The sequence below is a fragment of the Paraburkholderia sp. MM5384-R2 genome, from assembly GCF_014201025.1.
GTDB classification, from domain to species: Bacteria; Pseudomonadota; Gammaproteobacteria; order Burkholderiales; family Burkholderiaceae; genus Paraburkholderia; species Paraburkholderia tuberum.
On sequence record NZ_JACHDI010000050.1, the window covers coordinates 21,699 to 35,257 of the forward strand.

Here is a 13,559-nt window from a genome sequence, read left to right on the forward strand (position 1 = left end):
ATTCATCGTCTCCCCGGACCGCGATGTTTTGTGCATCGCAGCAATGGTTCCCATTTTAGGATGCCCACAAGGAATGTCAAGCGTTTTTTGTGCATCGCACAATGTTAAGAAAATACCGACAAAACAATAGGTTATACAGTAGGCATGTCATTAACATGACGCGGAACGATTGCTCGTTGCACCGTGCTGGTGCGACATAAACCAACCGTTTAGCAGCCCATCGGGAGATTATTTTTTCGTGTGGCAGCAATTCGCCCCTGAAAAACCGATCATCATCAATTCGATGTAAACCACAAGATGACAAGGAACGTTAAAGAACGATGGCAGTCGAACGCGCGTTGGCGACTTTCGTCGGACACTTAAAAAAGTCCGTCGCACGCTCGCAACGCCTTCATGGCGCGGCGCAGAAGTCTCCGCCTGTGCTCTGACAGTATTTCCCCGCATCAAGGTTGTCTCAAAATTGCCGTTATCCTGCAATGATCTGCTCGATTGGGCCGGGCGGCGGCAATGGCGAGGCTTGCTGACGACGATCGTTTTTTTCGATCGAGGCGCGGCACTTATTCGTGTTTTCGCGATCGGAGCTGACAAGCCGGTTTAAGGAGCGCGTATAAGTGCTTAAAATTGCTAATTTTTCGTTGCTTTACTACACTTGCGGAAACCTCTCGCCGCTCCCTATCGAACACCCATGAAAACCGACATGTTTTCGTCGCTAAAAGTGCTCCACGGCGCGGCGCGCAGCACCGCTCTGTCGGTGGCCGTCTCGCTGGCCATCGCAGCGGCGTTCGCTACGCCTGTCAGCACTTTTGCAGCTACGTCTGCTGCATCCGCAAAAACTTCCAAACACGCTAAAACTGCCAGGAAGCCTGCGCAGGCGGCCGCCACCGGAAAGGTGTCGAGCCATGCGGCGAAAGCCGGCAAGGGTGAGGCCGTGAAAGCCGCTGCGGCGAATGAAGATGCCCCGCACGCCGGCGTCAAACGCAAGCGCGTCACGTTCACGGCGAACGGCCGGCACCGTTCGGTGATGCGACGCGTCGCGTACGAGCCGCGCCAGCCGAGCGTCGGCCAGGCGTTTGGTCTGCACGAGACGCCGGACGCGCTGATGCTGCGCTCGAGCGTCGCCTATGTGATCGACCAGAACAGCGGCGAGACGCTGTTCGACAAGAACTCGCGCGCGGTGGTACCGATCGCATCGATCAGCAAGCTGATGACGGCGATGGTGGTGCTCGATTCGAAAGAGCCGATGACCGACCAGATCGAAGTCACCGACGAAGACCGCGACTACGAGAAGAACACCGGTTCGCGTCTGTCGGTGGGCTCGGTGCTGTCGCGCGAGGACATGCTGCACATCGCGCTGATGGCGTCGGAAAATCGCGCGGCGGCGGCGCTGTCGCGCTACTACCCGGGCGGCCGTCCGGCGTTCCTCGCGGCGATGAACGCGAAGGCCAGGCAGCTCGGCATGAACGACACGCACTTCGAGAACCCGACCGGTCTGACGAGCATGAACGTGTCGAGCGCGCGCGATCTCGTGAAGATGGTCAACGCGGCGTATCAGTACCCGTTGATCCGCAAGTTCTCGACCGATCACAGCTATGAGGTGTACACCGGCAAGCGCACGCTCGCGTACAACAGCACGAACGCGCTGGTGCGCAACCCGACGTGGGACATCGGTCTGCAGAAGACCGGCTTCATCAACGAAGCGGGCGAGTGTCTGGTGATGCAGGCGACCATCCACGGCCGGCCGATGATCCTGGTGCTGCTCGATTCGTCGGGCAAGTACTCGCGTTTCGCGGACGCGACGCGTCTGCGTACGTGGCTCGACAACGGCGGCGACCAGCCGCGTATCACGAGCGCCGATGCCGGCGGTCCGGGTACCTGAAGCCGCAACGCATACTCAGCCGGTGGTAGTCGGTCCGGCTGCAGCTGACGTGCAAAGAAAAAGCCTCGCGGATGCGAGGCTTTTTTCATGGCGCCGGCGGGAGGGCAAAGGGTGCAACGGCGGTTGGGCGGCCGCCCCCTTTACAAATGCTGGCCGTGCGAGCCATGTGAGCCGTGCCCGCCGTGCGCATGGTCCTGCTGTGGCTGCGGGCGGTAGCCGAGCGATTCCGAAATCATCAACGCGGTCTGGCTCAACTGCCCGAGCCATGAATCCTGCAAACGATCGGCCGGCGCCGACAGCGACAGCCCCGCGACCAGCTTGCCGGTATCGTCGTAGATGCCGGCGGCGATGCAGCGCACGCCCAACTCCAGTTCCTCGTTGTCGCGCGCGCAGGCCTGCTGGCGCACATGCGACAGCTCGCGCTCGAGTTTCGCGAGATCGGTGATGCTGTTCTGCGTGTGGCCCGACAGACCGGTGCGTGTTGCGTAGGCACGCACGCGGGTGGCTTCGTCGGCCGCGAGGAACAGCTTGCCGACCGAGGTCAGATGAAGCGGCGCGCGCCCGCCGATCGCCCGCACCACCTGCATGCCCGAGCGCTCCGAATACGCGCGTTCGATATAGACGATTTCGTCGCCCTGACGCACCGACAGGTTCACGGTCTGCCCAGTCTCGCGGTGCAGCTCGCGCATCGGCGTGAGCGCCGCGTCGCGCACCGACAGGCGCGCCTTGACGAGATTGCCCAGTTCGAGCAGGCGCATGCCAAGACGGTAGGTGCCGGGGTCTGAACGGTCGACCAGCCGGCACATCACCATATCGTTCAGGATGCGGTGCGCGGTGGATGGATGCAGCTCCGTGCGGATGGCCAGTTCTTTCAGGCTGACCGGGTCGCTATGCGCCGCCAGTGCGTCGAGCAGGCGCATCATGCGTTCGATCACCTGGATCGAAGTTTTGGGATCCGGGTTCGTATCGCTCATATGAGAATCGGTGGATGCGTCAAACTGCGGAAATTGATTGTATCTCGTATTGTGAAAAAAGCGAACGCGCTTCGAGGCGCACTTCCTATCCGGCGCGGCGTACTTCCTATGCCTTCCGGCCGTTGGTATTGCACCGGCAAACAGCGGATAATCAGGGACGTTTCCCCGCAAGGAGGGCTCATGCGAGTCGGATTGTTCGTCACGTGCCTGATTGACCTGATGCGTCCCGAGATCGGTTTTTCGGTCATCAAGCTGATCGAAGGCGCCGGTTTCGAGGTCGTAGTGCCGCCCGCGCAAACCTGTTGCGGGCAACCTGCGTACAACTCGGGAGACCGCCGCCTCGCGCGCGACCTTGCCGAGAAAACGCTGCGCGAGTTCGAACAGTTCGACTATGTGGTGGTGCCGTCGGGTTCGTGCGGCGGCATGATCCGCGCGCACTACGGCGACCTGTTCCGCGACGATCCCGAACTGATGAACCGTTTCGGCCGCCTGCGCGGCAAGGTGTTCGAGCTGACGGATTTCCTCGTCAACGTCGCGAAGGTGCAGTTGCAACCAACCGAGTTCGCGGGACAGGTGACTTATCACGACTCGTGTTCGGGCTTGCGCGAACTGGACGTCAAGGAACAGCCGCGCGAACTGCTCGCGCAGGTCGGCGTCGCGGTCACCGAGATGAAAGGCTGCGAGCATTGCTGCGGCTTCGGCGGCACTTTCGCGGTCAAATACGGCGATATCTCGACCGCGATCGTCGACGAAAAGTGCGCGAACATCGCCGCGAGCGGCGCCGGTGCGGTGGTGCTCGGCGACCTCGGCTGCATGTTGAATATCGAAGGGCGGCTGCGCCGCAACGGCGACTCGACGACGCGCGTGCTGCATATCGCACAGGTGCTGGCCGGCGACGTGTAATCCCCGCGCGGCGAACACAGCCATTGTTCGCGTCACGTTTATCTTGTCTGTCACGCATTGCGTCGGGCGCGAATGCGCCGCGCGTTTCAATCCGATCTCATCAGGGCCGCCATGCAAGTCCAATCGATGCAGTTCAAGGCTCGCGCCGGCCAGAAACTCGCCGACCAGCGCCTGCAGAAGAACCTGACCAACCTGTCCACGAAGTTCGTGTCGGCGCGCGCGAGCGCGATGACCGCGATCGATTTCCCCGCGACGCGGGCCGCGCTCAAGGAGCGCCGTGATCGCGCGCTCGAGAATCTCGACGTGTGGCTCGAAACCTTCGAGCGCGAGGCGACCCGGCGCGGCGTGACTGTGCTGTTCGCGGAGACCACGCAGGAGGCCGCGCGGCTCGTCGGCGACATTGCGCGCAAGCACGACGTGAAGAAGGTGATCAAGACCAAGTCGATGGTCACCGAGGAAATGCGTCTGAACGAAGTGCTCGGGCAGATGGGCGTGCAGTCGATCGAAACCGACCTTGGCGAATACATCCTGCAGATCAACGACAACGAGCCGCCAAGCCACATCATCGCGCCGGTCGTTCACAAGGATAAGGACGAGATCGCCGATCTGTTCGCGAAGACGCACGGCCGGCCGCGGCTCACCGAGATTCCCGACATGACGCGTGAGGCGCGCGAGATGCTGCGGCCGCATTTTCTGAGTGCGGACATGGGCGTGACGGGCGGCAATTTCATCATCGCGGAAACGGGCTCGGTCGCGGTCGTGACCAACGAGGGCAACGAAGGTATGTGCACGGTGATGCCGCGCGTGCATGTCGCTGTCACCGGCATCGAGAAGGTGCTGCCGACGCTCGAGGATCTCGCGACGGCTATGCGCCTGCTGCCGCGTTCGGCAACCGGCCAGGCCACCTCGAACTATTTTTCGATGCTGACCGGGCCGCGTGGCGCGGGCGATCAGGATGGGCCCGAGCATATGTACGTGGTGCTCGTCGACGGTGGCCGCACAGGGCTGATCGGCGGCGACTTCCAGGAGATGCTTCGCTGCATCCGCTGCGGCGCGTGCATGAACCATTGCCCGGTGTATCAGAAGGTTGGCGGGCACGCATATGGCTGGGTCTATCCGGGGCCGATGGGGTCGGTGCTGACGCCGAGCTATGTCGGCATCGACAAGGCGCTCGACCTGCCGCAAGCGGCGACGTTATGCGGCGAATGCAATAGCGTGTGCCCGGTCGGTATCCCGCTGTCCGATCTGTTGCGCAAGCTGCGCGAAAAGCAGATGGAGCGACACCTGAGGCCGTGGAAGGAGCGCGCCGGGTTGGCGCTGTGGGGCTGGCTCGCGCTGCATCCCGATGCCTATGCGCTCTTTACCAAACTCGCCGTGCGTGTGCTGGAGCGCATGGGTGGGCGCAATCGGTCGATCGCCAAACTGCCGCTCGGCGGCGCGGGCTGGACTGATACGCGCGACATGCCGGCGCCGGTGGGTCGTACGTTCCGCGAGTTGTATGCCGCGCAGCGCAGCCATATTGGCTGAGCGGGCGGCATTGGGATTGGTTTGACGGCTGCGCGCTCGCGCAGCCGTCGAAATGGGCGAAGAAGCTGGCGGGATACTTCAGCGCCGCACCGTCTTCAATGTTCGGTCATCTGCCCCGGCTGACGCGCGGGCGCATTTCTCCCCGAATCGTTGCCTCGTCCGCCGCCGTTGCCGGCTTGCGGCTGGCCCGGCGGCGGGCCGCCCGCGCCGGGGTGCGGGCCGCGATTGGCACCACCAGGGCCGTGCGGACCGCCCGCTGCGCCCTGCGGCGGCGGGCCGCCGTGCGGTTGTCCAGGACCGCCGCCATTGTTGCCATGACCGTTGCCGTGATCGCCGTGGTGCCAGTCGTTGTCGTTCGGATGACCGCGATCCGGATAGCCGCGATAGCCAGAGCCCGGCGCCGGGCCGTAGTAGCGTCCCGGACCGTAATCGCCGTAGCCGAGGTACACATTGGTTTGCGGCACGACCGCGGCACCCGGCGCGTATGCGGAATCGTCATAACCGTTGTAGCCGCTATAGGCACCGTAGCCGTTGCCGTACATCGGCGTGCCCGGATAGACCGCGCAGCCGCCGAGCAGCGCGGCGGCCATCAGGCCAGCGAGAGGTGCAATACGTTTCATTTTGTGGGACCGATGCAAGTGCAAAGAGAGGTAAGGGTAAAAATAAGACCGTTATTGTCGCCGTCCGTCGCGGCGGCTTTGTATGCGTTTGTAAGCTTTACTTTTGTGTGCCAGCGATGCGCCAATTGTTCCCGAAAGAGGTCTCACTTGACTGTTTCGTATCAAGCAACGATCTATCTCGCGCGGGCGGGTTTTTCGCGATTGTGAATTTCTATAGCATTTCGCTAGGGCATAGTGCGTCATAAGCTCATGCGCCCCTAATTGAAAAACACATCATGAAAAAGACAATATCGGTGTACTGGCCCCTAGCCATCGTTGTACCGCTCGCGGTGCTCGCCTTTCTGCACGTCAACGGCCAAGCCGCTTCGCGCGCTTCGCAGATGCCGCTCGACGCCAACCATCTGACCGCCGAACTCGCACGCGCGGTGTCGTACGGCATGATCGACACGGCGTCGGCATTGCCGGCCAAGCCGATGCGTGCCGCCACGGCGACGCCGCTCGCCGAGGCATCGTAAGCCGGCGCGGCGGACCGCGACGCTCCGAAGCCGCTGATCTTGCTGGCTGCGCCCCGCTCGGCGCGAATCTGTCGAGATTTGTATAATCGCGGCGCAGTCCGCTGACTGTCTGACGACCTCACGCGTGGCGCCTCGGGCGTCGAAAATCCCTGATGAAAACTGTGTCCATCTGTTTCGTTTGCCTCGGGAATATCTGCCGTTCACCGACGGCGGAGGGCGTGATGCGTCATCTGGTCGACGAGGCGAAGCTTGCGGACTGCATCCTGATCGATTCGGCCGGCACCGGCGATTGGCACATCGGCGCGGCGCCCGACGAACGCGCGCAACACGCGGCCCGTCAGCGCGGCTATGCGCTCGACGCGCTGCGCGGCCGCCAGATCACGGTCGCGGACTTCGAGCGCTTCGATCTGCTGATTGCCATGGACGACCGAAACGTCGCCGCCTTGCGTCAACTGTGCCCGCCCGCACAGCGCGACAAGATCCGTCTGCTGATGGAGTTCGTGCCTGAGTCGGATGGCCGCTGGAGCGGCGCGCGAGAGGTTGTCGATCCGTATTTCGGCGGCGCGGAAGGCTTCGAGTTGGTGCTCGATCAGTGCGAAGCAGCCTGCCGCGGGCTGATCGCCGCGCTGCGCCCGCAGTTGCTCGCGTAGGCGTCGGGCGAAGAACGCAGACGCACCACACGGGTGGGGGCGCGGCGTCGACGTATGGCGATCAATTAAGCGAATGACACAAAATTTACCGCCCATACTTGACTAAATCGCTCATGTATTTATACTTGACCAAACTTGTCGAGAATTGCGGTTCCCACATCATATGAGACTCACCACGAAAGGCCGTTTCGCCGTCACGGCGATGATCGACCTGGCGCTGCGCCAGGAGCAGGGCCCGGTGACGCTTGCGGGTATCAGCCAGCGCCAACACATCTCCCTGTCGTATCTCGAGCAGCTGTTTGGCAAGCTGCGCCGTCATGAAATCGTCGAATCCGTGCGCGGACCGGGCGGTGGCTACAATCTCGCGCGCCGTGCCGAAGAGGTGACGGTGGCCGACATCATCATCGCGGTCGACGAACCGCTCGACGCCACCCAGTGCGGCGGTAAGGGCACATGCGAAGGCACCAAGCAGCACGACGGCCACTGCATGACGCATGAGCTGTGGTCGACGCTGAACCAGAAAATGGTCGAATACCTCGATTCGGTTTCGCTGAAGGATCTGGTGGATCAGCAGCGTTCGCGCGAAGGCACGCCGGCCGTGCTGCGCGACAGGCGCAACGACGCGCCGGCGGTCGAACCCGTGCGCGTGGCGCCCAAGGGTCCCAATTCCGTTTTCAACATGGCCGGTTCGTGAAGCGCGGCACGCAATAGAAAACCCTCGCCGCAGCCCCATATCGAACCCAGAAGCCAGAGCACATGACGTCCCCGGAGCAATTGATGAACAACGACTCTCTCCATCTGCCTATCTACATGGACTACAGCGCCACGACGCCGATCGATCCGCGTGTGGTGGACAAGATGATCCCGTATCTGCGCGAGCAGTTCGGCAATCCCGCGTCGCGTAGTCACGTTTATGGCTGGACCGCCGAGCGCGCAGTCGAGGAAGCGCGCGAGCAGGTGGCCGCGCTCGTGAACGCCGATCCACGCGAAATCATCTGGACCTCGGGTGCGACGGAGTCGGACAACCTCGCTCTGAAAGGTGCCGCGCACTTCTACAAGAGCAAGGGCAAGCACATCATCACGGTGAAGACCGAGCACAAGGCGGTGCTGGACACCACCCGCGAGCTCGAGCGCGAAGGCTTCGAAGTCACCTATCTGGATGTCAAGGACGACGGTCTGATCGACCTCGACGCGTTCAAGGCGGCGCTGCGCCCGGACACGATTCTGGTGTCGGTGATGTCGGTCAACAACGAGATCGGCGTCATCCAGGACATCGAGGCGATTGGCGAGATCACGCGCGAGAAGGGCATCATTTTCCACGTCGACGCGGCGCAGGCCACCGGCAAGATCCAGATCGATCTGCAGAAGCTGAAGGTCGACCTGATGTCGTTCTCGGCGCACAAGACCTACGGCCCGAAGGGCATCGGCGCGCTTTACGTGCGTCGCAAGCCGCGTATCCGTATCGAGGCGCAGATGCACGGCGGCGGTCATGAGCGCGGCATGCGTTCGGGCACGCTCGCCACGCACCAGATCGTCGGCATGGGTGAAGCGTTCCGTATCGCGCGTGAAGAGATGGCGACCGAAAACGAGCGCATCCGCATGCTGCGTGACCGGCTGCTGAAAGGCCTGTCGCAAATCGAGGAAGTGTATGTGAACGGCGACATGGAAAAGCGTGTGCCGCACAACCTGAACATCAGCTTCAATTTCGTCGAAGGCGAATCGCTGATCATGGCGGTGAAGGACGTCGCGGTGTCGTCGGGCTCGGCGTGCACATCGGCGTCGCTGGAGCCGTCGTACGTGCTGCGCGCGCTTGGCCGCAACGACGAACTCGCGCACAGCTCGATCCGCTTCACGGTGGGACGCTTCACGACCGAGCAGGAAATCGACTACGTGATCAACCTGCTGAAGTCGAAGATTTCCAAGCTGCGCGATCTGTCGCCGCTGTGGGAAATGCACAAGGACGGGATCGATCTGTCGACCATCCAGTGGGCCGCGCACTGACGCGCCGGCTGGACGAAGCGGACATCGAACGTTCATCGCATTGCAGGTTGAAACGAATCAAGGAGTGTAATCATGGCTTATAGCGACAAGGTCCTCGACCACTACGAAAACCCGCGCAACGTCGGTTCCTTCGCGAAGGACGACGACACGGTCGGTACCGGCATGGTCGGCGCGCCGGCCTGCGGCGACGTGATGAAGCTGCAGATCCGCGTCGGCGCGGACGGCATCATCGAAGACGCGAAGTTCAAGACCTACGGCTGCGGCTCGGCCATCGCATCGAGCTCGCTCGTCACCGAATGGGTGAAGGGCAAGACGCTCGACCAGGCGATGTCGATCAAGAACACGCAGATCGCCGAAGAACTGGCACTGCCTCCGGTGAAGATCCACTGCTCGATCCTCGCGGAAGACGCGATCAAGGCAGCGGTCGCCGACTACAAGCAGCGCCACGGCGAAGCAGCGCTTGCCGAAGACGGCAAGGCCGCCTGAGCAACTGGGTAAGAACGGAGTAACCGGTGAGCGCGGCGCGGACACGCGCGCCGCGCGCTCTGGCAACTGAGAAACGTTATGGCAATTACGTTGACCGAAAAGGCAGCACAACACGTCCAGAAGTATCTGACCCGCCGCGGTAAGGGCATCGGGTTGCGCGTCGGCGTGCGCACCACCGGTTGCTCGGGCCTTGCCTACAAGCTCGAGTACGTGGACGAAGTCGCGCCTGAAGATCAGGTGTTCGAGACGGGCGGCGTGAAGGTCGTCGTCGACCCGAAGAGTCTCGCGTATATCGACGGCACCGAGCTCGACTTCGCACGCGAAGGGCTGAACGAAGGCTTCAAGTTCAACAACCCGAACGTGAAAGACGAATGCGGCTGCGGCGAGTCGTTCCGCGTCTAGGTTCGATACTTTCCGCGTGCGGCGGATCAAAGGCGGCGCGGGCCGCCTTTTTAGTTTGATCCGCGGGCGACTGAAGCGGTCGCGCCTGACAAGGCCCAACGTTTCCATACCACGTTTTCATCAACGGACTTTAATCCGATGGCCTCGCTTAACGACAGCCACTTCGATCTGTTTGGTCTGCCGGCGCAATTCGCGCTCGACGCGAGCACGCTCGATCACGCGTACCGCACCGTCCAGGCGCAGGTGCATCCGGATCGCTTCGCGGCGGCCGGCGATGCGCAAAAGCGCATCGCGATGCAGTGGGCGACGCGCGCGAACGAGGCCTATCAGACGCTGCGCGATCCGCTCAAGCGCGCGACCTACCTGCTGTCGTTGCGCGGCATCAATGTCGGCGCCGAGAACAACACGGCGATGGAGCCCGCGTTCCTGATGCAGCAAATGGAGTGGCGCGAGAACATCGAGGACGCGGCCGCGGCGAAGAACGTCGACGCGCTCGACGCGCTGCTCATCGAGTTGCGCGACGAGGAGCGTCGGCGCTTCGACAAGCTCGGCGCATCGCTCGATCACGGCGCGAATCAGGCGGCGGGCGAGGCGGTGCGGCAGCTGATGTTCATCGAGCGCGTCGCGTCGGAAATCGATGCCCAGATCGAGCGGCTCGAAGGCTAGCGCGGTTTCGCGCGACGCGCGCAAAAGCGCGGCGCGGGCAAGCAGCAACAGTAGGCAGCGACGTAGTAAGCGACAAACAAAAAACCAGAGCGGCCGCGAGCCGCGGCATCACCCCAGCAACGCGAACATTCAGGACGGGGCACAACGTCCCCGAGAAGATCCAGATGGCCTTACTGCAAATCTCCGAACCCGGCATGGCGCCGGCGCCTCACCAGCGGCGTCTGGCGGTCGGTATCGATCTCGGCACCACCAATTCCCTCGTCGCCGCTGTGCGCAGCGGCGTGCCCGATGTGCTGCCCGACGAAGACGGGCACGTGCTGCTGCCGTCGGTGGTGCGTTACCTGGAGCAGGGCGGCCGTCGCATCGGCCGCCGGGCGAAGGCCGAAGCCGCGACCGACCCGCGCAACACGATCGTGTCGGTCAAGCGCTTCATGGGCCGCGGCAAGGCCGAGGTGGAGGGCGCCGAAAACGCGCCGTACGACTTCGTCGATGCTCCCGGCATGGTGCAGATCCGCACCGTCGACGGCGTGAAGAGTCCGGTCGAGGTATCGGCTGAAATTCTCGCGACGCTGCGTCAGCGCGCCGAAGACACGCTCGGCGACGAGCTGGTCGGCGCGGTAATCACGGTGCCCGCTTACTTCGACGAAGCGCAGCGCCAGGCGACCAAGGACGCCGCGCGCCTCGCGGGGCTGAACGTGCTGCGTCTGCTCAACGAACCGACCGCTGCGGCGATCGCCTACGGTCTCGACAACGGCGCCGAAGGTTTGTACGCGGTCTACGACCTCGGCGGCGGCACCTTCGACCTGTCGATCCTGAAGCTCACCAAGGGCGTTTTCGAAGTGCTCGCGGCGGGCGGCGATTCCGCGCTCGGCGGCGACGACTTCGACCATGCGCTATATCGCCATGTGCTCGAACAGGCCGGCATCGCGTCGCAGACGCTCGCGCCGCACGACGTGCGCCTGCTGCTCGATAGCGTGCGCGAGGCCAAGGAGGCGCTGTCGAGCGCGTCGCAGACTACCCTCGATCTCACGCTTGCCAACGGCACCGCGCTCGATCTGACGATCGACGAAGCCACTTTCGAGACCATCACGGCCGCGCTGGTGCAACGCACGCTGGGCCCGACGAAAAAGGCACTGCGCGACGCGAAGGTCGTCACGAAGGAAATCAAGGGTGTCGTGCTGGTCGGCGGCGCGACGCGCATGCCGGTGATCCGCCGCGCGGTCGAGGCGTTCTTCGGCCAGCCGCCGCTCGTCAATCTCGATCCGGATCAGGTCGTCGCACTCGGCGCCGCGATCCAGGCCGATCTGCTGGCCGGCAACCGCGGGGCGGAAGGCGACGAATGGCTACTGCTCGACGTGATTCCGCTGTCGCTCGGCGTCGAGACGATGGGTGGCCTCACCGAAAAGATCATTCCGCGCAACTCGACGATTCCAGTCGCGCGCGCGCAGGATTTCACGACCTTCAAGGACGGCCAGACCGCGATGGCGATTCACGTCGTCCAAGGCGAGCGCGAGCTCGTCAGCGATTGCCGTTCGCTCGCGCGCTTCGAGCTGCGCGGCATTCCGCCGATGGCCGCCGGCGCCGCGCGCATTCGCGTGACCTATCAGGTCGACGCCGACGGCCTGCTGTCGGTGTTTGCGCGCGAGCTGGCGTCGGGCGTGGAGGCATCGGTCGTCGTGAAGCCTTCGTATGGCCTCGCCGACGACGACATCGCACGCATGCTCGAAGACAGCTTTTCGACCGCTGAAATCGACATGCGGGCGCGCGCTCTGCGTGAGGCGCAGGTCGAAGCGCAGCGTCTCGTCGAAGCGACCGACGCGGCGCTCGCCGCCGACGCCGAGCTGCTCGACGACAGCGAACGCGCCGAACTCGACGCGCTGCTCGCCGCGCTGCGCAACGTCGCGCCAGGCGAAGACGTCGGCGCGATCGAAGCCGCGACGAAGGCGCTCGCCGAAGGCACCGACGAATTCGCCGCGCGCCGCATGAACAAGGGAATTCGCCGCGCGCTGTCGGGCCGCAAGCTCGACGAGATCTGAACGGGCGAGCGTAGCGACAGCAACGTGCACGCGACGTGCGCTCAGGCCACGCACGAACTGCGCCCCCCACGAACCACCGATCGCGCCCGCGCGGACTTAAAAAGTCCGCACGGCGCCAGTAAAATGGTACGGAGCCTGCACGCGGCATTGCTGGCAGCCGCCGTGCCTCAGACCCAAACGGAAACTGTATGCCTCAAATCGTTGTGCTGCCTCACGTCGAACTGTGCCCGGAAGGCGCGGTGATCGACGCCGTTCCCGGCAAGAGCATCTGCGACAACCTGCTCGATAACGGTATCGAAATCGAGCATGCGTGCGAGAAGTCGTGCGCGTGCACGACCTGCCACGTAATCGTGCGTGAGGGTTTCGCCGCCTTGACGCCATCCGAGGAAGACGAGGACGATCTGTTGGACAAGGCATGGGGGCTGGAACCGGCTTCGCGCCTGTCGTGTCAGGCGGTCATGCCGGACGAGCAGGATCTGGTCGTCGAAATTCCGCGTTACTCGATCAATCACGCGAAGGAAAATCACTAACAGGAGGGTGCCGCCATGAAGTGGACCGATACGCAAGACATCGCGATGGCTCTGACGGACAAGCATCAGGACGTCGATCCACAGCAGGTGCGTTTCACCGACCTGCACCGCTGGGTGACCGAGCTTGAAGGCTTCGACGACGATCCGAACCGTTCGAGCGAAAAGATTCTCGAAGCGATTCAGGCGGCATGGATCGAAGACGCGGATTATTGAACGCGTGTTCGAACGTGTGCATTGAACTCCAAAGAAAAGGCGATTCCGATGGAATCGCCTTTTTTCAGTGCGCCCAGCATGGGCGCACTCCTGCGGGTGCAAGTCCCGCCATAAGCTGGTCACAGCGAATGAAGTGAAGCGCAACTGCATGAGGGCGACC

At 63.1% G+C, this 13,559-nt stretch carries 15 protein-coding genes; 13 read left to right on the forward strand and 2 right to left on the reverse strand.

The window, feature by feature from the left end; genetic code table 11:
- Positions 1–685: 685 nt before the first annotated feature.
- Positions 686–1,876 carry a D-alanyl-D-alanine endopeptidase gene (pbpG, locus tag HDG37_RS37355; protein ID WP_184056415.1) on the forward strand — a complete coding sequence of 397 codons (1,191 nt, stop codon included), beginning with the start codon at positions 686–688 and terminating at the stop codon, positions 1,874–1,876.
- Between the two features lie 140 nt (positions 1,877–2,016).
- On the opposite strand, the gene HDG37_RS37360 is transcribed toward pbpG, so the two are convergent.
- Positions 2,017–2,850: an IclR family transcriptional regulator gene (locus HDG37_RS37360; RefSeq protein ID WP_184056417.1), complete on the reverse strand. Its 834-nt coding sequence runs from the start codon at positions 2,848–2,850 to the stop codon at positions 2,017–2,019.
- Between the two features lie 180 nt (positions 2,851–3,030).
- On the opposite strand from HDG37_RS37360, the gene HDG37_RS37365 reads away from it, so the two are divergent.
- Both HDG37_RS37365 and HDG37_RS37370 read left to right on the forward strand, forming a co-directional pair.
- Complete coding sequence (locus HDG37_RS37365) at positions 3,031–3,753, forward strand: (Fe-S)-binding protein (protein WP_184056419.1); 723 nt, start codon at positions 3,031–3,033, stop codon at positions 3,751–3,753.
- Positions 3,754–3,864: 111 nt separating this feature from the next.
- A complete protein-coding gene (locus HDG37_RS37370; protein ID WP_184056421.1) occupies positions 3,865–5,280 on the forward strand; it encodes a lactate utilization protein B in 1,416 nt (471 codons plus the stop codon).
- A gap of 95 nt (positions 5,281–5,375) precedes the next feature.
- Here HDG37_RS37370 and HDG37_RS37375 read toward each other — a convergent pair whose 3' ends face one another.
- Positions 5,376–5,900: a hypothetical protein gene (locus HDG37_RS37375; RefSeq protein ID WP_184056423.1), complete on the reverse strand. Its 525-nt coding sequence runs from the start codon at positions 5,898–5,900 to the stop codon at positions 5,376–5,378.
- Positions 5,901–6,175: 275 nt separating this feature from the next.
- On the opposite strand from HDG37_RS37375, the gene HDG37_RS37380 reads away from it, so the two are divergent.
- The 10 genes from HDG37_RS37380 (at position 6,176) to iscX (ending at position 13,399) form a co-directional block, all read left to right on the forward strand.
- A complete protein-coding gene (locus tag HDG37_RS37380; protein WP_184056424.1) occupies positions 6,176–6,415 on the forward strand; it encodes a hypothetical protein in 240 nt (79 codons plus the stop codon).
- 152 nt (positions 6,416–6,567) lie between these two features.
- Entirely contained in the window at positions 6,568–7,065 is a 498-nt protein-coding gene (locus tag HDG37_RS37385) for a low molecular weight protein-tyrosine-phosphatase (protein ID WP_018417523.1), read from the forward strand.
- Between the two features lie 163 nt (positions 7,066–7,228).
- Positions 7,229–7,759: a Fe-S cluster assembly transcriptional regulator IscR gene (gene iscR / locus HDG37_RS37390; protein WP_018417524.1), complete on the forward strand. Its 531-nt coding sequence runs from the start codon at positions 7,229–7,231 to the stop codon at positions 7,757–7,759.
- An 83-nt stretch (positions 7,760–7,842) separates the two neighbouring features.
- Positions 7,843–9,066: an IscS subfamily cysteine desulfurase gene (locus tag HDG37_RS37395; RefSeq protein ID WP_184056426.1), complete on the forward strand. Its 1,224-nt coding sequence runs from the start codon at positions 7,843–7,845 to the stop codon at positions 9,064–9,066.
- 72 nt (positions 9,067–9,138) lie between these two features.
- Positions 9,139–9,552 (forward strand): Fe-S cluster assembly scaffold IscU, encoded by a 414-nt coding sequence (gene iscU, locus HDG37_RS37400; protein WP_090800797.1) that lies wholly within the window; start codon positions 9,139–9,141, stop codon positions 9,550–9,552.
- A 78-nt stretch (positions 9,553–9,630) separates the two neighbouring features.
- Entirely contained in the window at positions 9,631–9,954 is a 324-nt protein-coding gene (gene iscA, locus HDG37_RS37405; RefSeq protein WP_184056428.1) for an iron-sulfur cluster assembly protein IscA, read from the forward strand.
- A gap of 138 nt (positions 9,955–10,092) precedes the next feature.
- The gene (hscB, locus tag HDG37_RS37410) at positions 10,093–10,620 is read left to right on the forward strand and encodes a Fe-S protein assembly co-chaperone HscB (RefSeq protein ID WP_090800792.1); all 528 of its coding nucleotides are present in this window, start codon (positions 10,093–10,095) and stop codon (positions 10,618–10,620) included.
- Positions 10,621–10,784: 164 nt separating this feature from the next.
- Complete coding sequence (hscA, locus tag HDG37_RS37415) at positions 10,785–12,656, forward strand: Fe-S protein assembly chaperone HscA (protein WP_184056430.1); 1,872 nt, start codon at positions 10,785–10,787, stop codon at positions 12,654–12,656.
- A 188-nt stretch (positions 12,657–12,844) separates the two neighbouring features.
- Complete coding sequence (gene fdx / locus HDG37_RS37420) at positions 12,845–13,186, forward strand: ISC system 2Fe-2S type ferredoxin (protein ID WP_090800789.1); 342 nt, start codon at positions 12,845–12,847, stop codon at positions 13,184–13,186.
- Positions 13,187–13,201: 15 nt separating this feature from the next.
- Positions 13,202–13,399, forward strand: coding sequence for a Fe-S cluster assembly protein IscX (gene iscX / locus HDG37_RS37425; RefSeq protein WP_027198111.1), 198 nt, complete (start codon positions 13,202–13,204; stop codon positions 13,397–13,399).
- The last annotated feature ends 160 nt before the right edge of the window (positions 13,400–13,559 follow it).

What these genes read in the sequence shown, in the direction of transcription:
- hscA (WP_184056430.1), top strand. Translation starts at nt 10,785, where the DNA reads ATGGCCTTACTGCAAATCTCCGAACCCGGCATGGCGCCGGCGCCTCAC.
- HDG37_RS37395 (WP_184056426.1), top strand. Translation starts at nt 7,843, where the DNA reads ATGAACAACGACTCTCTCCATCTGCCTATCTACATGGACTACAGCGCC.
- HDG37_RS37375 (WP_184056423.1), bottom strand. Translation starts at nt 5,900, where the DNA reads ATGAAACGTATTGCACCTCTCGCTGGCCTGATGGCCGCCGCGCTGCTC.
- pbpG (WP_184056415.1), top strand. Translation starts at nt 686, where the DNA reads ATGAAAACCGACATGTTTTCGTCGCTAAAAGTGCTCCACGGCGCGGCG.
- iscX (WP_027198111.1), top strand. Translation starts at nt 13,202, where the DNA reads ATGAAGTGGACCGATACGCAAGACATCGCGATGGCTCTGACGGACAAG.
- iscA (WP_184056428.1), top strand. Translation starts at nt 9,631, where the DNA reads ATGGCAATTACGTTGACCGAAAAGGCAGCACAACACGTCCAGAAGTAT.
- HDG37_RS37385 (WP_018417523.1), top strand. Translation starts at nt 6,568, where the DNA reads ATGAAAACTGTGTCCATCTGTTTCGTTTGCCTCGGGAATATCTGCCGT.
- iscR (WP_018417524.1), top strand. Translation starts at nt 7,229, where the DNA reads ATGAGACTCACCACGAAAGGCCGTTTCGCCGTCACGGCGATGATCGAC.
- HDG37_RS37365 (WP_184056419.1), top strand. Translation starts at nt 3,031, where the DNA reads ATGCGAGTCGGATTGTTCGTCACGTGCCTGATTGACCTGATGCGTCCC.
- iscU (WP_090800797.1), top strand. Translation starts at nt 9,139, where the DNA reads ATGGCTTATAGCGACAAGGTCCTCGACCACTACGAAAACCCGCGCAAC.
- fdx (WP_090800789.1), top strand. Translation starts at nt 12,845, where the DNA reads ATGCCTCAAATCGTTGTGCTGCCTCACGTCGAACTGTGCCCGGAAGGC.
- hscB (WP_090800792.1), top strand. Translation starts at nt 10,093, where the DNA reads ATGGCCTCGCTTAACGACAGCCACTTCGATCTGTTTGGTCTGCCGGCG.
- HDG37_RS37370 (WP_184056421.1), top strand. Translation starts at nt 3,865, where the DNA reads ATGCAAGTCCAATCGATGCAGTTCAAGGCTCGCGCCGGCCAGAAACTC.
- HDG37_RS37360 (WP_184056417.1), bottom strand. Translation starts at nt 2,850, where the DNA reads ATGAGCGATACGAACCCGGATCCCAAAACTTCGATCCAGGTGATCGAA.
- HDG37_RS37380 (WP_184056424.1), top strand. Translation starts at nt 6,176, where the DNA reads ATGAAAAAGACAATATCGGTGTACTGGCCCCTAGCCATCGTTGTACCG.